General features: G+C 72.4%; 20 protein-coding genes. 16 read left to right on the top strand and 4 right to left on the bottom strand.

The window, feature by feature from the left end; genetic code table 11:
• Positions 1-212 precede the first annotated feature (212 nt).
• Positions 213-1130, bottom strand: coding sequence for a RecB family exonuclease (locus VKK44_RS14690; RefSeq protein WP_343447550.1), 918 nt, complete (start codon positions 1128-1130; stop codon positions 213-215).
• Positions 1131-1295: 165 nt separating this feature from the next.
• Between VKK44_RS14690 and VKK44_RS14685 the strand changes: the two genes are divergently transcribed.
• The 3 genes from VKK44_RS14685 (at position 1296) to VKK44_RS14675 (ending at position 4017) form a co-directional block, all read left to right on the top strand.
• Complete coding sequence (locus tag VKK44_RS14685) at positions 1296-2354, top strand: M50 family metallopeptidase (protein WP_343447781.1); 1059 nt, start codon at positions 1296-1298, stop codon at positions 2352-2354.
• Positions 2351-3295 (top strand): tRNA (adenine-N1)-methyltransferase, encoded by a 945-nt coding sequence (locus VKK44_RS14680; RefSeq protein WP_343447549.1) that lies wholly within the window; start codon positions 2351-2353, stop codon positions 3293-3295. Before VKK44_RS14685 ends, VKK44_RS14680 begins: the two co-directional genes overlap by 4 nt.
• A 149-nt stretch (positions 3296-3444) precedes the next feature.
• Positions 3445-4017 carry a hypothetical protein gene (locus VKK44_RS14675; RefSeq protein WP_343447548.1) on the top strand — a complete coding sequence of 191 codons (573 nt, stop codon included), beginning with the start codon at positions 3445-3447 and terminating at the stop codon, positions 4015-4017.
• Positions 4018-4083: 66 nt separating this feature from the next.
• Here VKK44_RS14675 and VKK44_RS14670 read toward each other — a convergent pair whose 3' ends face one another.
• Positions 4084-4377 carry a ferredoxin gene (locus tag VKK44_RS14670; protein WP_343447547.1) on the bottom strand — a complete coding sequence of 98 codons (294 nt, stop codon included), beginning with the start codon at positions 4375-4377 and terminating at the stop codon, positions 4084-4086.
• Positions 4378-4554: 177 nt separating this feature from the next.
• Between VKK44_RS14670 and arc the strand changes: the two genes are divergently transcribed.
• The 8 genes from arc (at position 4555) to VKK44_RS14630 (ending at position 12436) form a co-directional block, all read left to right on the top strand.
• Positions 4555-6336 (top strand): proteasome ATPase, encoded by a 1782-nt coding sequence (gene arc / locus VKK44_RS14665; protein ID WP_343447545.1) that lies wholly within the window; start codon positions 4555-4557, stop codon positions 6334-6336.
• 257 nt (positions 6337-6593) lie between these two features.
• Positions 6594-8111 (top strand): depupylase/deamidase Dop, encoded by a 1518-nt coding sequence (gene dop / locus VKK44_RS14660; protein ID WP_343447544.1) that lies wholly within the window; start codon positions 6594-6596, stop codon positions 8109-8111.
• A 106-nt stretch (positions 8112-8217) separates the two neighbouring features.
• Positions 8218-8424, top strand: coding sequence for a ubiquitin-like protein Pup (locus VKK44_RS14655; protein WP_046562769.1), 207 nt, complete (start codon positions 8218-8220; stop codon positions 8422-8424).
• A 213-nt stretch (positions 8425-8637) separates the two neighbouring features.
• The gene (locus VKK44_RS14650; protein ID WP_343447543.1) at positions 8638-8991 is read left to right on the top strand and encodes an endonuclease VII domain-containing protein; all 354 of its coding nucleotides are present in this window, start codon (positions 8638-8640) and stop codon (positions 8989-8991) included.
• Entirely contained in the window at positions 8910-9749 is an 840-nt protein-coding gene (gene prcB, locus VKK44_RS14645) for a proteasome subunit beta (protein ID WP_343447542.1), read from the top strand. Before VKK44_RS14650 ends, prcB begins: the two co-directional genes overlap by 82 nt.
• A 63-nt stretch (positions 9750-9812) precedes the next feature.
• Complete coding sequence (prcA, locus tag VKK44_RS14640; RefSeq protein WP_458351646.1) at positions 9813-10646, top strand: proteasome subunit alpha; 834 nt, start codon at positions 9813-9815, stop codon at positions 10644-10646.
• 146 nt (positions 10647-10792) lie between these two features.
• Complete coding sequence (gene pafA / locus VKK44_RS14635) at positions 10793-12151, top strand: Pup--protein ligase (protein ID WP_181568150.1); 1359 nt, start codon at positions 10793-10795, stop codon at positions 12149-12151.
• 60 nt (positions 12152-12211) lie between these two features.
• Positions 12212-12436 (top strand): hypothetical protein, encoded by a 225-nt coding sequence (locus tag VKK44_RS14630; RefSeq protein WP_343447541.1) that lies wholly within the window; start codon positions 12212-12214, stop codon positions 12434-12436.
• 61 nt (positions 12437-12497) lie between these two features.
• Here the strand turns inward: VKK44_RS14630 and VKK44_RS14625 are convergent, their stop codons facing one another.
• Together VKK44_RS14625 and VKK44_RS14620 are read right to left on the bottom strand one after the other, a co-directional pair.
• Positions 12498-13583 carry a DUF3866 family protein gene (locus tag VKK44_RS14625; RefSeq protein ID WP_343447540.1) on the bottom strand — a complete coding sequence of 362 codons (1086 nt, stop codon included), beginning with the start codon at positions 13581-13583 and terminating at the stop codon, positions 12498-12500.
• A 44-nt stretch (positions 13584-13627) separates the two neighbouring features.
• Entirely contained in the window at positions 13628-14617 is a 990-nt protein-coding gene (locus VKK44_RS14620; protein ID WP_343447539.1) for a cation diffusion facilitator family transporter, read from the bottom strand.
• Positions 14618-14743: 126 nt separating this feature from the next.
• Here VKK44_RS14620 and VKK44_RS14615 point away from each other — a divergent pair, with 126 nt between their 5' ends.
• The 5 genes from VKK44_RS14615 to tatC all read left to right on the top strand — a co-directional run bounded on the left by VKK44_RS14615 (position 14744) and on the right by tatC (position 18491).
• Entirely contained in the window at positions 14744-15742 is a 999-nt protein-coding gene (locus VKK44_RS14615) for a helix-turn-helix transcriptional regulator (RefSeq protein WP_343447537.1), read from the top strand.
• Positions 15739-16749, top strand: coding sequence for a helix-turn-helix transcriptional regulator (locus VKK44_RS14610; RefSeq protein WP_343447536.1), 1011 nt, complete (start codon positions 15739-15741; stop codon positions 16747-16749). The genes VKK44_RS14615 and VKK44_RS14610 overlap by 4 nt, the downstream gene beginning before the upstream one ends.
• 9 nt (positions 16750-16758) lie before the next feature.
• On the top strand, positions 16759-17007 hold the full coding sequence (locus VKK44_RS14605) for a hypothetical protein (RefSeq protein WP_343447534.1): 249 nt from the start codon (positions 16759-16761) through the stop codon (positions 17005-17007).
• Positions 17008-17193: 186 nt separating this feature from the next.
• Entirely contained in the window at positions 17194-17517 is a 324-nt protein-coding gene (tatA, locus tag VKK44_RS14600) for a Sec-independent protein translocase subunit TatA (RefSeq protein ID WP_343447532.1), read from the top strand.
• A gap of 20 nt (positions 17518-17537) precedes the next feature.
• The gene (gene tatC, locus VKK44_RS14595; RefSeq protein ID WP_343447530.1) at positions 17538-18491 is read left to right on the top strand and encodes a twin-arginine translocase subunit TatC; all 954 of its coding nucleotides are present in this window, start codon (positions 17538-17540) and stop codon (positions 18489-18491) included.
• The last annotated feature ends 27 nt before the right edge of the window (positions 18492-18518 follow it).

Genomic DNA, 18518 nt, shown 5'->3' with positions numbered 1-18518 from the left:
TCCGGTCCCGAGGGGCGACACTTTCACGGAAAGAGTGGCTAACGGCGCCTGCATGGCCCCGCTTTCCGTGAAAGTGGGCGGTGGCCGAGGGGGAGGAGGCGGCGAGCGGGCGGCGTGGGGTGGGGACGTGTGGGGCGTGGGGTTTGTGTTACTCCTGGCGGATCGGGGGCGCGGGCGGAACCGAAGCGGGGCTCACCCGGCGGGGACGAGCCTCACTCGTCGGCCCCGGGGGCGGCCGGCCGGGAACGGGCGTCCACCAGCGGGTCGGGCGCGGCGGCGGCCACCGGGAACGGCGGCGGCGTGCCGCCGAAGGTCGGGCAGAGCGCCTGGTGGCTGCACCAGTCGCAGAGCCGGCTCGGCCGGGGCCGGAAATCCTGCCGCGCGGTCGCCTGCTCGATCGCCCGCCACAGCGCCACCACCGTGCGCTCGAAGCGCACCAGCTCGTCGGCGTCGGGCGCGTAGTCGCAGACCTCGGCGTCCTTGAGGTAGAGCAGGCGCAGCACCCGCGGCACCACGCCCCGGGTGCGCCACAGCACCAGCGCGTAGAACTTGAGCTGGAACAGCGCCCGCGCCTCGAACGCCTCGCGCGGCGCGCCGCCGGTCTTGTAGTCGACCACCCGCAACGCGCCGTCCGGAGCCACGTCGAGCCGGTCGAGATAACCCCGGATGAGCAGCTCGTCGTCGACCACCGCGGAGATCAACGCCTCCCGCTCGGCCGGCTCCAGCCGGCGCGGGTCCTCCACCGCGAAGTAGCCCTCCAGCAGCCCCGCCGCCGAGTGGAGGAACCCCTGCACGCCGGCCGTGTCGCCGTCGGGGAACAGCGTCGCCAGCTCCGGCTCCTCGGTGACCAGCCGGTCCCACTGCGGGGCGACCAGGTCGCCGGCCGACTCCGGGGTGCGCGCCGGGGCCGGCAGGTCGAACAGCCGCTCCAGCACGGCGTGCACCAGCGTGCCCCGGGCCTGCTCGACCGTCGGGCGCTCCGGCAGCCGGTCGATGCTGCGGAACCGGTAGAGCAGCGGGCAGGTCTTGAAGTCGGCCGCCCGTGACGGCGACAGCGAGGCCCGCACCGTGACCGGCGCCGGCTCGGTCGTCGGGTCACCCTGCGTGTCGATCACCGGTTCCGCCGTCATGTCCGGAAGGTTAGGCCACCGGTGTGACACCTCCGCCGTCGCCGCACCGGACCATGATCAGGGCCGCGTAGCATCGCCGGGGTGGAGCAGCGCACCCGACCGCCGCGCCGGCCCGGGCTGAGCCTCGGCCGGGTCTTCGGGGTGCCGCTGCGCGCGAACGCCTCGATGCTGCTGCTCACCGTCGTGGTCACCGTGCTCTACGCGGCGCTGGCCCGCCGCCAGCTCGACCTCGGTCCGCTCGGCGGCTACCTGGTCGGCTTCGGCTTCGTCGTCTCGCTGCTCGGCTCCGTGCTGCTGCACGAGCTGGGGCACGCGCTCACCGCCCGCCGGTTCGGCATCGGTGTGCGGGGAATCACGCTCGAACTGCTCGGCGGCTACACCGAGATGGACTCCGACGCCCCCGACCCCCGGACCGAGCTGCTGATCTCCCTGGCCGGCCCGGCCGTGTCCGCCGTGCTCGGCGCCGGCGCGGTCGCCGCCACGCTCACGCTGCCGGCCGGCACGCTCGGCCACCAGCTCGCCTTCCAGCTCGCGGTCAGCAACGTGGTGGTGGCGATCTTCAACAGCCTGCCCGGGCTGCCGCTGGACGGCGGGCGCGCGCTGCGCGCCGCGGTCTGGGCGCTCACCCGGGACCGGCACCGGGGCACCGAGGTGGCCGGCTGGGTCGGCCGGGCCGTGGCGCTGGGCACGGTGGCCCTGGTGGTGGCGTTCACGCTGCGCCGGGCGCTCGCCCCGCTGGCGTTGCCGCTGCTCCTGCTGGTCGCGCTGACGCTGTGGCGCGGCGCCGGGCAGTCCATCCGGCTGGCCCGCATCGGCCGCCGGCTGCACCTGGTCGACCTGGCCCGGCTGGCCCGCCCACTGCTGCCGGTGCCCACCGGCACCCCGCTGGCGGAGGCGCAGCGCCGCCGTGCCGAGGCGGGCACGCCGGACGCCGTGCTCGCGGTGGTCGACTCCGCCGGCCGGACCGTGGCGCTGGTCGACCCGGCCCGCGCCGCCGCCGTACCCCCGGAACGGCGGCCGTGGCTCGCGGTGGACGAGGTGGCGCGCGGCCTGGCCGCGCTGCCCGCCCTGCCGGTCGCCGCGGACGGCGAGCGGGTGCTGGAGACCGTCCGCACCCACCCGGGCGCGCAGTACCTGGTGACGGCAGGCGAAGATGTGGTCGGCGTGCTCCACGTCGCGGACCTCGCCCAGCTCCTCGAACCGAAACGGAAGACGAACACGTGACCGCACAGAACCCCACCGTCCCGGCGCTGCCCCCGGTCCACCGCGGGCCGTTCCGGGTCGGCGACCGGGTCCAGCTCACCGACCCGAAGGGCCGGATGCACACCGTGACGCTGGAGCCCGGCAAGGAGTTCCACACCCACCGCGGCATTCTCAGGCACGACACGCTGATCGGCCTGCCCGACGGCAGCGTGGTCACCACCGCCGGTGGCGGCACCGCCTTCCTGGCGCTGCGACCGCTGCTCTCCGACTACGTGCTCTCCATGCCACGCGGCGCGCAGGTGATCTACCCGAAGGACTCGGCGCAGATCGTCGCGATGGGCGACATCTTCCCCGGCGCCAAGGTGCTGGAGGCCGGCGCCGGCTCCGGCGCGCTGTCCTGCTCGCTGCTGCGCGCCGTCGGCACCGAGGGGGAGCTGCACTCCTTCGAGCTGCGCGACGACTTCGCCCAGATCGCCCGGCGCAACGTCGAGGCGTTCTTCAACGGCCCGCACCCGGCCTGGCGGCTGCACGTCGGCGACGTCGCCGGGTGCGCCGAGACCGGTTTCGACCGGATCATCCTCGACATGCTGACCCCGTGGGAGATGCTCGACATGGTCGAGCGGGCGCTGGTCCCCGGCGGTGTGCTGATCGGCTACGTGGCCACCACGCCGCAGCTCTCCGAGCTGGTCGAGGCGCTGCGCGAACGGGGCGGCTGGACCGAGCCGCGCGCCTGGGAGTCGATGGTCCGCGACTGGCACGCCGAGGGCCTCGCGGTCCGGCCGGACCACCGCATGATCGCGCACACCGCGTTCCTGGTCTCCGCGCGCAAGCTGGCCCCCGGGGTCACCGCGCCGCCGCGCCGGCGCAAGCCCAGCAAGGGCGCCGAGGCGTATGCGCAGCGCCGCGACGCCCTGCGCGCCGCGGCGGCGGCGCGGCCGGTGGAGGAGCCCGAACAGTCCTGACCCCCGCCGCGCGAACCGCCACGGGCGGGCGGATCATGTGTGCCCGTGGGGACGACGACACCGGAGACGGTAAGCATGACAGAGCGGACCGGGGCGCGCGGCGGGCGCGTCCGTCCCGGCCCCGGCGGTACCGGTCGACGGGAGGTGGCGTGAGCAGTCCCGGCTACGGCAACGGCGAGATGCCCGCCGTCTTCCCCGACTGGTCGCCCTACGCCGACCTGGAATCGGCCGCCCGGGCCTACCTGCGGGACCCCGACATCGCCCTGGAGGCGCTCGGCGGGGTGCTGCGCGGCGCCTCCGTGCTCGGCTTCACGCTGGAACGCTTCGTCAACGAGGTGAACGGGGTGTGGCAGGAGGTCGTCGTCTGCGACGGCAGCCGGCTGGTGCTCTGGCACGGCGAGGACGTCCCGCCCGGGGAGGGGCCACCCGGCGCGATGACCTCGTCGCTGCGGGTGGTGCCGGTCTCCACGGTCACCGAGGTCGGCTGCCGGCGCCGGCTCACCCGCGCCGAGGACGGCACGGTCCGGGTCGACAGCATCGACGTGTACCTGCTGCTCAGCTCGCTGGACGAGGCGCCGCCGAGTGACGAGGCGGCCGGCACCCCGCGGCACGACGCGCTGCGTTTCGGCAAGACCCTCGACGACGGCGGCGCGGGGCAGATCACCCGGCTGGAGGAGTTCGCCCGGCTGGTGGCCTCGGTGGTCGGCCGACCCATGCTCTGAGCCGACGGGGGCACGGCGGCACGACGCGGGCCGGGGACGCCGTCCCCGGCCCGCGTCGTGCGTGCGTCAGTCCTCGGCCTCCGGGCCGGCCACCTCGACGCCGTCGCTGGCCCGCGTCACGTGGATGCACTCGCCCGGGCACTCCTTCGCCGAGTCGATCACCTCGAGGCGCAGGTGCTCCGGCACGTCCACCCGGGCGCCCGGGGCCTGTCGCAGCTCGCCGTCGGGGCCCTTGACGTACGCCAGGCCGTCGACGTCGAACTCGAAGACCTCCGGTGCGTACTGCACGCACAGCCCGTCACCCGTGCAGAGGTCCTGGTCGACCCAGACCTGCAACTGGTCGGTCGCGACGTCGGTCACGAAGCACCCCCCATGTTCTCCCGTCCCGGACTCCGACGGTACCCGAACGCCCGTACCCGCCCGTCGACCAGCCCTTGGCGATCAAGCTTCGGTGACGAGCGCGTTGCGGAGGACCGAATCGGGCTCATAGCGGCTAGTGTTAGCTCAGAACGTTCAAGCCCCCCGGGGAGGTGGGACGTGGCACGCAGCGACGACGCGGACTCGCGCGCCGCACGGTGGGAAAAGGAAGCCCACGATCTCTCCACGCAGGTCGCGTTCCTGCAAGAGGAACTCGCTCTGGTGCGGCGCAAGTTGACCGAAAGCCCCCGACACGTCCGGCAGCTCGAAGAGCGGCTGGCGGCCACCCAGGCGCAGTTGGCGCGGCTGACCGAGAACAACGAGCGACTCGTGAGCACCCTCAAGGAGGCTCGCGCGCAGATCGTGACGCTCAAGGAGGAGATCGACCGGCTCGCCCAGCCACCCAGTGGCTACGGCGTCTTCCTGGCGAAGCACGACGACGGCACGGTGGATGTGTTCACCGGCGGGCGCAAGCTCCGCGTCGCCGTCTCGCCCTCGCTGGAGGCCGACGAGCTGCGCCGTGGGCAGGAGGTGCTGCTCAACGACGCGCTCAACATCGTCGACGCGTTCGGCTTCGAGCGGGTCGGCGAGGTGGTGATGCTCAAGGAGATCCTGGTCGGTCCGGACGGCGCGCCGGGTGACCGCGCGCTGGTGGTCTCCCACTCGGACGAGGAGCGCATCGTGCACCTCGCCGAGACGCTGATCGGCAGCCCGATCCGGGCCGGCGACTCACTCATGATCGAGCCCCGCTCGGCGTACGCCTACGAGCGGATCCCGAAGAGCGAGGTCGAGGAGCTGGTCCTGGAGGAGGTGCCCGATGTCGACTACGAGGACATCGGTGGCCTCCAGGCGCAGATCGAGCAGATCCGCGACGCGGTGGAGCTGCCGTTCCTGCACGCCGACCTGTTCCGCGAGCACCAGCTCCGGCCGCCGAAGGGCATCCTGCTCTACGGTCCGCCCGGCTGTGGCAAGACGCTGATCGCCAAGGCGGTGGCCAACTCGCTCGCCAAGAAGATCGCCGAGCGGTTGGGTCAGGAGCGGCACACCAGCTTCTTCCTCAACATCAAGGGTCCCGAGCTGCTCAACAAGTACGTCGGGGAGACCGAGCGGCACATCCGGCTGATCTTCCAGCGCGCCCGGGAGAAGGCCGGCGAGGGCACCCCGGTGATCGTGTTCTTCGACGAGATGGACTCGATCTTCCGCACCCGCGGCTCCGGTGTCTCCTCCGACGTGGAGAACACCATCGTCCCCCAGCTGCTCAGCGAGATCGACGGCGTGGAGGGGCTGGAGAACGTCATCGTCATCGGCGCCTCCAACCGGGAAGACATGATCGACCCGGCGATCCTGCGCCCCGGCCGGCTCGATGTGAAGATCAAGATCGAGCGGCCGGACGCCGAGGCGGCCAAGGACATCTTTACGAAGTACGTCCTGGCCGACCTGCCGTTGCACGCGGATGACCTGGCCGAGCACGGCAGCGACCCGCAGGCCACCGTCGCCGCGATGATCGACGCCGTCGTCCTGCGGATGTACTCCGAGACCGAGGAGAACCGCTTCCTCGAGGTCACCTACGCCAACGGCGACAAGGAAGTCCTCTACTTCAAGGACTTCAACTCCGGCGCGATGATCCAGAACATCGTCGACCGGGGCAAGAAGATGGCCATCAAGGAGTTCCTCACCTCCGGGCGCAAGGGGCTGCGGTTGCAGCACCTGCTCGACGCGTGCGTCGACGAGTTCCGGGAGAACGAGGACCTGCCCAACACCACCAACCCGGACGACTGGGCCCGCATCTCCGGCAAGAAGGGCGAGCGGATCGTCTACATCCGCACGCTCGTCTCCGGCGGCAAGGGCACCGAGGCCGGCCGGTCCATCGAGACCGCCAGCAACACCGGCCAGTACCTCTGAGTTCGACCCCGACCGGGGCGGCGCCACACCGGCGCCGCCCCGGTCGGTCGTGTCCCGGGCACCCGGAGCGGGCGCGCCCCTTGAGGAACTGCTTCGGCCGGTCGTGACGGGGCCGCCGGACGGAGAAACCCCTGCTCCGGCCGTCCCGCCCGCCACGCCACCCCGCCCGCCGGGAGCCCGGCACGCCACCTGGCGTCGATGTGCCGACTACGCTCGACGTGACGGGGACCGGGACGGCGAGCGGAGCGGGCAGGTCGATGAGCGTCAGACGGATCATGGGCACCGAGGTCGAGTACGGCATCTCCGTGCCCGGCCAGGCCGGAGCCAACCCGATGGTCACCTCCTCGCAGGTGGTCAACGCCTACGGGGCGCGACCGGAACTCAACCGGGGCGGACGCGCCCGCTGGGACTACGAGGAGGAGTCGCCGCTGCGCGACGCCCGGGGATTCACCTACTCCGGGGCGGCGTACGACCCGGCCGAGGCGCTCGCCGACGAGGACCTCGGGCTGGCCAACGTGATACTCACCAACGGCGCCCGGCTCTACGTCGACCACGCCCACCCCGAATACTCCACCCCGGAGGTGACCACCCCGCTCGACGTGGTCCGCTGGGACAAGGCGGGCGAGCGGGTGATGGCCGAGGCGGCCCGGCGGGCCGCCACCATCCCGGGCACCCAACCGATCCACCTCTACAAGAACAACACCGACAACAAGGGCGCCAGCTACGGCGCGCACGAGAACTACCTGATGCGCCGGCAGACGCCGTTCGCCGACATCGTGGCGTACCTGACGCCGTTCTTCGTGACCCGGCAGATCGTCTGCGGCGCCGGCCGCGTGGGCATCGGCCAGGACGGCGGCCAGAGCGGCTTCCAGATCTCCCAACGTGCTGACTTCTTCGAGGTCGAGGTCGGACTGGAGACCACGCTCAAGCGGCCCATCATCAACACCCGCGACGAGCCGCACGCGGACGCCGACAAGTACCGCCGCCTGCACGTCATCATCGGCGACGCCAATCTCTCCGAGATCTCCACGTTCCTCAAGGTCGGCACCACGTCGCTGATCCTCGCGATGATCGAGGAGAAGGCGCTCGGCGCCGACCTGGGCATCGCGGACCCGGTGGGCGAGCTGCGCGCGGTCAGCCACGATCCGTCGCTGAAGCACCTGATGCGGATGCGCGACGGTCGCCGGCTCACCGCGCTGGACGTGCAGTGGGCCTACCTGGAACGGGTCCGTTCCTTCGTGGACGCCCGGTACGGCCCCGACGTGGACGCGCAGACCGCCGACGTCCTGGACCGCTGGGAGAGCGTGCTGGACCGGCTCGGCCGTGACGCCTTCGAGTGCGCCGACGAGTTGGACTGGGTGGCCAAGCTGCGGGTGCTGGAGGGCTACCGGGAGCGGGAGAAGCTCGGCTGGGGCTCGCACAAGCTGCAACTGGTCGACCTGCAGTACTCCGACGTCCGGCCGGAGAAGGGCCTCTACCACCGGCTGGTCCAGCGCGGCTCGATGAAGACGCTGCTCACCGAAGAGCAGACCCGCACCGCGATGACCGAGCCGCCGGAGGACACCCGGGCCTACTTCCGCGGCCGGTGCCTGGCCCAGTACGCCTCCGAGGTGGTCGCCGCGAGTTGGGACTCGGTCATCTTCGACGTGGGTCGGGAGTCGCTGGTCCGGGTGCCGATGATGGAGCCCGAGCGGGGCACCCGCGCGCACGTCGGCCAGCTCTTCGACAGGTGCGAGAGCGCCAAGGATCTGCTGGAGCTGCTGACCGGCGGCTGAGCCGGGTGCCGGAAGGCCCGTTGCGTGCCGAACCCGGCGCGCGGCGGGCTTTTCGTCGCCCGCGCGAGGTAAGTTGATCGCAGGCGATCGTGGAGGAGGCACCACCATGGCGACGCAAGAGGGTGGGCAGACCCAGTCCGGCAAGTCCCACGAGGAGGTCGAGGAGGTCACCGCGCAGGCCAATCCCGAGGTGGCCGAGCGGCACGCCGAGATCACCGAGGACGTCGACGACCTGCTCGACGAGATCGACTCCGTCCTGGAGGAGAACGCGGAGGAATTCGTGAGAGGCTATGTCCAAAAGGGCGGCGAGTAGGGCATAGTTGGGCAAATCAGACATGTCTGGGGTGCTCGACGAGTTCCGTGCCGACAGTCGGCGGCCCGATGGGTGCGGTAGCTACCGCCAACCGTGCTTCAACCTTCGTGCGAAGGCGAGCTGTGCCAAGCGCCTGAAGGAGAAGCACGGCCGAGAGGCGCGCGAGCTTCCGGCTGTTCGGGACGGCCACCGCCGTTGCCGGACGAGCGGCGAATGGAAACACGGCTGCGCCTGTACGGCGGCAGTCGCGAGTGCCACCTGCGTCGTCGCTACGGCGTCGGGGAGAAGGAGTTCCAGGAACTCCTGGCCGAGCCGGGCGGCGTGTGCGCGATCCGTCCGCGTCCCGATCCGGAACATCTGGACCACGATCATCGCACCGGATGGGTCCGCGGGATACTCTGCTTCAACTGCAACGGTGGCCTTGGTCAGTCCCGGGACAGTCCCGACAGCCTGGCCAGGGCGATCACGTACCTGAGAGGAACCACGTGGCAGCGGGTTTTGATCCATCCGGGCGTCTTCCAGATGTGTTCACCAACGCGGGGACGTCCTCCTTCACCACGTTCCTGAGCAAGGTGGCCCCCGAGATGCTGCCGGGTCGTCGGCCGCTGCCGCCCGGCATGGCCGCCGACATGGCGCCGCACGCGACCACCATCGTGGCGATCGCGGCCGCGAACGGCGTGGTCATGGCCGGCGACCGCCGCGCCACGATGGGCAACCTGATCGCCCAGCGCGACATCGAGAAGGTGCACCCGGCCGACGCGTACTCGCTGGTCGGCATCGCGGGCACCGCGGGCATCGGCATCGAGCTGATGCGACTGTTCCAGGTGGAGCTGGAGCACTACGAGAAGATCGAGGGCGCGATGCTCTCGCTCGACGGCAAGGCCAACCGGCTGGCCTCGATGATCCGGGGCAACCTGGGCGCGGCCATGCAGGGCCTGGCCGTGGTCCCGCTGTTCGCCGGCTTCGACCTGGCCGCGAGCGACCCGGCGCGGGCCGGCCGGATCTTCAGCTTCGACGTGACCGGCGGCCCCTACGAGGAGACCGGTTACGACGCGATCGGCTCCGGTTCGCTGTTCGCCAAGTCCGCGCTGAAGAAGCGCTTCCGGGCCGGCCTGTCGGTCGACGACGCGACGCGGTTGGCCGTCGAGGCGCTCTACGACGCCGCGGACGACGACACCGCCACCGGCGGCCCCGACCTCACCCGGCGGATCTACCCGGTCGTGATGACCGCGACGGCCGAGGGCACCCACCGGCTCACCGACGCCGAGACGGCGGCGATCGCGGAGGGCGTGGTGTCCGGCCGGATGGAGAACCCCGGCGGCTGACCCCGCTCGCACGTCCACCGAGTCAGCAGTCCCGCACCACAGGTACGAAGGAGAACCGCCGCCGTGGCCATGCAGTTCTACGCCTCGCCCGAGCAGATCATGCGCGACCGCTCCGAGCTGGCCCGCAAGGGCATCGCCCGGGGCCGCAGCGCGGTGGTCCTGAGCTACGCCGGCGGGGTGCTCTTCGTCGCCGAGAACCTGTCCAGCACGCTGCACAAGGTCAGCGAGATCTACGACCGGATCGGCTTCGCCGCGGTCGGCCGGTACAACGAGTTCGAGAACCTGCGGCGTGCCGGGGTGCGGATGGCCGACCTCAACGGCCTGAGCTACGACCGGCGGGACGTGACCGGGCTGGCGCTGGCGAACGCGTACGCGCAGACGCTGGGAGCCATCTTCACCGAGCAGTCGAAGCCGTTCGAGGTGGAGATCTGCGTGGCCGAGGTGGCCGCGTCGCCGGACGACGACTCGCTCTACCGGGTGACCTACGACGGCTCGGTCAACGACGAGCCGGGCCGGATGGCGATGGGCGGCCAGTCCGAGGCGATCGCCGGTGTGCTGAAGAACGAGCACCGGCCGGAGATGTCGCTGTCGGAGGCGGTACGCGCCGCGATGAAGGCGCTGAGCAGCGTCGGCGGTGAGGGCGGGGCGGCCCGGACGATCGCGGCGAACCAGTTGGAGGTGGCGGTCCTGGACCGGCGCCGGGTGGGCCGTACGTTCCGGCGGATCACCGGTGCGGCGCTGACCGCGTTGCTGGACGGCGACGCGGAGGGGGACGTCGCGCCGGCGCCGGGCCGGGCGAAGACCCCGACGGTGCCGACGGAGGAGGCGAGGAAGCCGACCACGTCGGCGGGCTCGGCCGACCTGGAGGGCCACCGGGAGGACGAGCCCGGCGAGTGACACCTGTTTCCGGGCCCCGCCACTTCCGCGAAGTGGCGGGGCCCGCTGGTGTCCGGCGCCGGTGTCCCGCCGATCGGGCGGCTTCGGCGTAGGCCGCTGAACGTGGGCGCTGCCCATCGAGGGCTCCGGGCGGCTAATGTCTCATCATGGAGCGGCGAATCTTCGGCCTCGAGACCGAGTACGGCGTCACCTGCACCTATCGCGGGCAGCGCCGGCTTTCCCCCGACGAGGTCGCGCGGTACCTGTTCCGGCGGGTGGTGTCGTGGGGCCGGTCGAGCAACGTTTTCCTGCGTAACGGGGCTCGCCTCTATCTGGACGTGGGCTCACATCCGGAATACGCGACGCCGGAGTGCGACTCGGTGACCGATCTGGTGGCGCACGACCGGGCCGGCGAGCGGATCCTGGAGGGGCTGCTCGTCGACGCGGAGAAGCGGCTGCACGACGAGGGCATCGCGGGCGAGATCTACCTGTTCAAGAACAACACCGACTCGGCCGGCAACTCGTACGGCTGCCACGAGAACTACCTGGTGTCCCGGCACGGGGAGTTCGGCCGGCTGGCCGACGTGCTGATCCCGTTCCTGGTCACCCGGCAGTTGATCTGCGGTGCGGGCAAGGTGTTGCAGACGCCGCGCGGCGCGGTCTACTGCCTGTCGCAGCGGGCGGAGCACATCTGGGAGGGTGTCTCCTCGGCGACCACCCGGAGCCGGCCGATCATCAACACCCGCGACGAGCCGCACGCGGACGCGGAGCGCTACCGCCGGCTGCACGTGATCGTCGGCGACTCCAACATGAACGAGGTCACCACGCTGTTGAAGGTCGGCACGGCCGACATCGTGCTGCGGATGATCGAGGCCGGCGTGGTGATGCGGGACCTGACGCTGGAGAACCCGATCCGGGCCATCCGGGAGGTGTCGCACGACATCACCGGCCGGCGCAAGGTCCGGCTGTCCTCCGGCAAGGAGGTCTCGGCCCTGGAGATCCAGCAGGAATACCTGGCGAAGGCGACGGAGTTCGTGGAGCGCCGGGGCGGTGACCAGACCGCGAAGCGGGTGGTGGACCTGTGGGCGCGGGTGCTGCGGGCGGTGGAGACCGGTGACCTGGACCCGGTGGCACGCGAGATCGACTGGGTGAGCAAGCTCAAGCTGATCGAGCGTTACCAGCGCAAGCACGACCTGCCGCTGTCGCATCCGCGGGTGGCGCAGATGGATCTGGCCTATCACGACCTGCGTCGTGGTCGGGGGCTGTACGGGTTGTTGGAGCGTCGGGGCGAGGTAGACCGGGTGGCCAACGACCCGGAGATCTTCGAGGCGAAGGAGACGCCGCCGCAGACCACCCGGGCGCGGCTGCGTGGAGAGTTCATCCGGCACGCGCAGGAGAAGCGGCGTGACTTCACCGTCGACTGGGTGCACCTGAAGCTGAACGACCAGGCGCAGCGCACGGTGCTGTGCAAGGACCCGTTCCGGGCGTACGACGAGCGGGTGGAGCGGCTGATCGCCAGCATGTGAGGCCGACGGCGGCCGGTGCCTGCGCGCCGGCCGCCGCGGCCCCGGTAGGCTGGCGTCGCCATGGACACTTCCGAACCGCAGGGCCGCGAGCGCGGCCAGACCTCCGGCCGCGCGCGGGCCGGCGGCGCCGAGAAGCTCAACTGGATCGACCGGCGGCGGGAGAAGATCCGCACCGAGATCGAGCGCAACCGTCGCGGTGACCACAAGGTGCCGACGTGGGTGCTGGCGGCGGCGCTGGTGCTGATCGTGGTGGCCTGGGTGGGGCTGATCCTCTACTTCGGCTGAGGCCGGGCCCTTCGGCGCTGAGGCCGGGCCCTTCGGCCGGGGTCGGGCCGGCGAGGGTGGCTCAGTGGAGCAGGCCGGCGGCGTACCGGCCGGCGGCGGCCGAGGCCAGGAAGTAGGCGTGGTCGGCGTCGAGGCCCCGGCCCATCGTCGACAGCCCGACCGGGCTGGCGCGCAGCGCCGCGTCGAGGCCGTCGGTGGGCACGGTGACGACGCGGTGCCGGTCCGCGAGCGGGGCCAGCGCCGTCGTCACGACCGCGGCCAGTTCCGGGTCGAGGCCGTCCGGCACGACCAGCTCCGCGGTGGCCAGCGCGACCCGGCCGTACGCGGTGAGGCTGTGGTGGGAGACGCCGCGGTGCCGGGGGCGGGGGTCGGCGTCGGAGATGCGCAGCGCGCCGACCGGGCGTCCGCCCAGCGTGGCGACCGCGTTGACGGCTTCGCCGACGGCCACGCCGGAGAAGCCCCATCGGGTGCCGGTGCCCAGGTTGCCCGGCCCCTGGGCGACGATCGCCAGGTCGGCGTGGAGCACGTGCCGGGCGGCGAGCAGGCCGCTGTGCAGTGTGCTGGCCTCCAGGTCGCCGCCGAACGCCTGGCCCACGCTGACGGTGCCGGCGAGGTGGCCGGCGAGCCCGGCGAGGGTGCGGGAGAACCAGGCGGGCAGCGCGCCACCGTCGGTGAGCAGGTACGCGACCCGGGCGTGCGGGGCGTCGGCGTGCACGCCGGCCAGGATCGCCGGCAGGGCGGAGTGCAGGTCGGCGGTGACCACCGGCATGCCGTCGACGGATTCGGCGGCGGCCAGCCGGGCGTGGTGCGGCGAGGCTTCCTCGTCCACGCCGAGCAGGATCGGTTGCAGCGGCGTGTAGCGGGCCTTGACCAGGTGCCCGGCGTCGCGGCTGTCGCCGGGCCGGGGCGGGTCGGCGGGCAGCCGGTCGGGCAGCGCGACGACCAGGGCGTACCCGCCGGTGCCGAGGCCCATCAGCAGGGCGCCGGCGTTGAGCAGCACGCGGTCGCCGGGCTCCGGGTCGCCGACCAGCGCCGGGTAGGCCAGGGCGCGCATCCGGGCGCCGTCGGGCAGGTCGACGTCGAGTTCCACGGCGCCGGCCCATCGTCGTCGTACCGTCGTGACCGTGCCGGACCGCCATCGCACCATGACCGGCAACCTATCGGCCGGCGGGCGGGCGGGCGACGGCCGGGTCAGGCCTCCTGGTCGACCGGTCGATTGGGCTCGTCCTGGGTGGTCCGGGCACGCCGGCCGGTGGCGCGGGACCGGGTCGGGTCGAGGAAGACGTAGGCGATCTCCGGGAACCGTCCGGTGAGCCTGCGTTCCGCCTCGTCGGCGGCGGTCTCGATCTCGGCGCCGGTGGCGTCGTCGCGGAAGTCGACCTTGGCGGCGACCAGGATGTCCTCGGGGCCGAGGAACATGGTCATCAGGGTGTCTATCCGGTCCACCGTCGGCAGCGCGGCCAGCTCCTGTTCGATCTGCCGGTGCGTGCGCTCGGACACGGCGCGGCCGACCAGCAGCGAGATGTTGCTGTGGGCCAGGATCGCGGCGACCACCAGCAGCAGCACGCCGATGAGGATGGAGGCGACGCCGTCGTAGAGCTCGTCGCCGGTGAGGTGCGACAGGGTGAGTCCGGCGGCGGCGATGAGCAGGCCGATCAGCGCGGCGCTGTCCTCCAGGAAGACGGCCTTGACCGTGGTGTCGGCGGTGAGTCGCAGGTAGCGGCGGGGGGTGGTGCGCCAGCGCCGGGACTCGCCGCGCACCTGCCGCACGGCGCGGGCCAGCGACACCGACTCGATGGCGAACGAGATCGCCAGCACGACGTACGCGACGAGGTAGTCGCCGGTGTGTTCGTGCACGAGGATCGTGGTGACGCCGTGGGTGATGGCGAAGCCGGCGCCGGCCACGAACGTGAACAGCGCGGCGAGGAACGCCCAGACGTAGCTCTCCTTGCCGTACCCGAACGGGTGCCGGGGGTCGGCGGGCCGTGCGCCGCGGCGCAGCGCGAGGTAGAGCAGCACCTCGGTGGTGGTGTCGGCGACCGAGTGGGCGGCTTCGGAGAGCATCGCCGCGGAGCCGGAGAGCAGGCCCGCGACCAGCTTGGCGATGGCGATGGCGAGGTTCGCCGCGCCGGCCACCACGACGGTGCCGACGCTCTCGGTCTTGACTTCCGGTTCCGCCATGGGCTCACCCTATGGCTGGTCCGGACGGGCCGCCCGGCGAGGCGGACGGGTCCGCTCGGGTGGTGACCGCGCGCCGCGCCCGCGCGGGTGCCCGCGTCGGACGCGCGGGCTGCTAGCGTTCGGTACGTGTCCCGGACCCGTACCGAACGCCTGGTCAACCTGGTGATCTGCCTGTTGTCGACGCGGCGTTTCCTGACCGCCGCCCAGATCGCCGCGACCGTGCCCGGCTACGAGCACGACCCGGACGACGCCAAGGACCACGAGGCGTTCCAGCGCAAGTTCGAGCGGGACAAGGCCGAGCTGCGGGAGCTGGGCGTGCCGCTGGAGACGGGCACGGCCAGCGTGTTCGACGCCGAGCCGGGCTACCGGATCGCCCACCGGGAGTACGCGCTGCCCGACATTCCGCTCGAACCGGACGAGGCCGCGGCGGTGGGCATCGCGGCCCGGCTGTGGCAGCACGCCGGCCTGGCCGCCGCCGCGTCGTCGGGGTTGGCGAAGCTGCGCGCCGCCGGCATCGACGTGGACCCGCAGGCGACCCTGGGTCTGGAGCCGATGGTGACGGTCGACCCGGCGTTCGCCCCACTGACCGCCGCCGCGCGGGACCGGCGGGAGGTCGCCTTCGACTACCGGGTGCCGGACCGGGACGCGCCGACCCGCCGCCGGGTGCAGCCGTGGGGCGTGGTCTGCTGGCGCGGCCGGTGGTACGTGGTCGGTCACGACCTGGACCGGGCGGCGACCCGCTGCTTCCGGCTCTCGCGGGTCGTCGGCGCGGTCCGGGCGGCCGGTGAGCCGGGGGCCTACCAGCCGCCCGCCGGGGTGGACCTGATCAGCCACGTGGCCCGCTGGTCGGGGCCGGCGGAGCGCACCGGCCGGGCGACCGTGCTGGTCGCGCCGGGCCGTGCCGCCGGGCTGCGCCGCTGGGCGGTGGAGAGCCACGCCGGGCCGGACGGCGACCGGTTGGTGCTGCCGTACGCCGACGCCGAGTTCCTGGCCGGGCAGATCGTCGGGTACGGCCCGGACGTGCGGGTGCTGGAGCCACCGGAGGTGCGGGAGGCGGTCATCCAGCGGTTGAAGGAGGTCGTGGTCCGGCACGACGAGCTGGCGGTGGCCGGGGGTGCCCGGTGACCCGGCCGGCGGCGGCCCGTGCCGGCCGCGCCTCGGCCGACCGGTTGGCCCGGCTGCTCAACCTGGTGCCCTACCTGCTGGCCCGGCCCGGCATCGAGATCGCCGAGGCAGCGCACGACCTGGGCGTGACCGAGAAACAGCTCCGGGAGGATCTGGAGCTGCTCTGGGTGTGCGGGCTGCCGGGTTACGGCCCCGGTGACCTGATCGACATGGCGTTCGACGGCGACCGGGTGACCATCACCTACGACGCCGGCATCGACCGGCCGCTGCGACTCACGCCGGACGAGGCGCTGGCCCTGGTGGTGGCGCTGCGGATGCTCGCCGAGACGCCGGGCGTGGCCAACCGGGAGGCGGTGGAGCGGGCCCTCGCCAAGATCGAGAACGCGGCCGGTGACCTCGTCGGCGCGCCGGTGGAGGTGCTGCTGCCCGGCGACACCGCCCGGGTGCGGGAGCTGCGCGCCGCGGTCGAGCGGGGCCGGGCGCTGCGGATCACCTACTACACCCCGGCGCGGGACGAGACCACCGAGCGCACCATCGACCCGTTGCGGATGCTGTCGGTCGGCGGCCGGGCGTACGTGGAGGCGTGGTGCCGCCGCGCCGAGGCGGTCCGGCTGTTCCGGGCGGACCGGATCGACGCGGTCACCGAGCTGCCGGAGCGGGCCGTCGTGCCGCCGCAGGCCCGCCCGCACGATCTGCGTGACGGCGTGTTCCGGCCCTCGGCCGACCTGCCGCTGATCACGTTGCGGATCGGTCGGGGCGAGCGGTGGATCACCGAATACTATCCGTGCGAGCGGGTTGAGGCCGACGGCGAGCAGTGGCTGGTGTCGCTGCGGGTCACCGACCTCGGGTGGGCCCGCCGGTTCGTGCTCGGGCTGGGCCCGGAGGCGACCGTGGTGGCCCCGGCCGAGCTGGCCGAGCAGGTCCGCGCCCAGGCGGTCGCCGCGCTGGACGCGTACGCGGTCCCGACCGGCAGCGCCGATCCGGCGGCCACCGGCGTCACCCGATAGGGTGATCGCGTGGTGATGTGGATCGTGCTCGGGGTCGTGCTGTTCGCGCTGGTCGTGCTGGCGCTGGCGGTCCGCCCGGTGGTGGCCCGGCTGCCCCGGCTGCGCCGCGCGGCGGTGGCGTTGCAGCGCCGGGCGGCCGACGCGGAGTCGCTGCGCTCGACCGCGGAGGCGTTGCAGGCGCGGGCCGAGGCGCTCCAGGAGCGGGCGACCGTCACGCAGGAGCGGATCGCGTTGATCAAGGCCAAGCGCGGGGAGTGATCGACGCCCGCCGTTTCCCATCCCGAATGCGCCGTGACGGGTGGTTGACGGGACACTTCGGGTTGGCCGAGACTTCACCGACCGGGCCGGCACCAGCAGACCCGGCGGGGGTGGCAAGCCGCTGCGACGCACGTACGATGGGCGGCGACACACCCCACCACCGACACAGAGCGACTGGAGCTTCCCATGGGTGCCCTCAAGCCGTGGCACATCGCCGTACTCGTGGTCGTGCTGATCCTGCTCTTCGGCGCGAAGCGGCTCCCGGACGCGGCCCGTTCGCTGGGCCGTTCGCTGCGGATCATCAAGGCCGAGACGAAGAGCCTGCACGACGACGACCGTGACCTGGCCGAGAAGGCCGACGCGCAGGCCGCCTACCAGCCTCTCCCGCCGCAGCAGCCCGTCCAGGGCCAGCCGCAGTACGCGCAGCCGCAGCAGCAGCAGTACGCTCCGCAGCCGCAGCAGCCGGTCGCCCCGCCGGTCGACCCGGTGCAGCGCGTCCGCGAGAACTGATCCGAAGGGGCCTCATCACCGTGGCCTTCGGGTTGAAGAAGCGCGGGCCGAGCACGTTCGCGCGCGCCGCCGACGGCTCGATGACGCTCATCGAGCACATCCGCGAGCTGCGTAACCGACTGTTCCGGGCCTCACTGGCGATCCTGTTCGGCTTCGGCTTCGGCGTCTGGCTCTCCGGGCCGGTGATGCACCTGTTGCAGAAGCCCTACTGCGACCTGCCCAAGGCGCGGCTGATCAACGGCGACTGCAACTTCGTCCAGCTCGGCCCCGCCGACCTGTTCCTGCTGCAGATGAAGGTCTCCCTCTGGGTCGGCCTGATCATTGCCGCGCCGATCTGGCTCTACCAGCTCTGGGCGTTCATCGCGCCGGGCCTGCACCGGCACGAGCGGCGCTACGCCTATTTCTTCACCGCCCTCGCCGCGCCGCTGTTCGCGGCCGGCGCGGTGCTGGCGTTCTTCGTGACGGCCAAGGGCCTGGAGTTCCTGCTCGACGTCTCCGGCGGCGGCGACGTGACGACCACGCTCGACATCACCCGCTACATCGGGTTCGTCACCAACCTGATCCTGCTGTTCGGGGTGGCGTTCGAGTTCCCGCTGATCGTGCTGATGCTCAACTTCGTCGGCCTGGCCAGCGCCAAGCGGCTGCTGAGCTGGTGGCGGGTGGCGATCTTCGTGTTCTTCGCGTTCTCCGCGGTGGTCACGCCGACGCCCGACCCGTTCGGCATGACGGCGCTGGCGTTCTGCCTCTCCGCGCTCTACTTCGGCGCGGTCGGGTTGGCGTTCCTCAACGACAAGCGGCGCGGGCGGGGCCGGGAGGTCTACGCCGGCATCGCCGACGACGAGGTGTCGCCGCTGGACCTGTCGGGCGAGCCGGTGCCGACCGGCGCCCGGATCGAGGCGTCCGCCCCGGTCTCGGCGCCCGAGCCGGTCGCCGCGCCGGCGCCGATCGAACGCCGCTACGACGACATGACCTGACCGTCACCGTCCGACCCGAACGCCGTC

Source organism: Micromonospora sp. DSM 45708, from assembly GCF_039566955.1.
Classification (GTDB): domain Bacteria; phylum Actinomycetota; class Actinomycetes; order Mycobacteriales; family Micromonosporaceae; genus Micromonospora.
The sequence above is the reverse complement of the archived record's forward strand: the minus strand, read 5'-3'. Positions and strand labels throughout refer to the sequence as shown.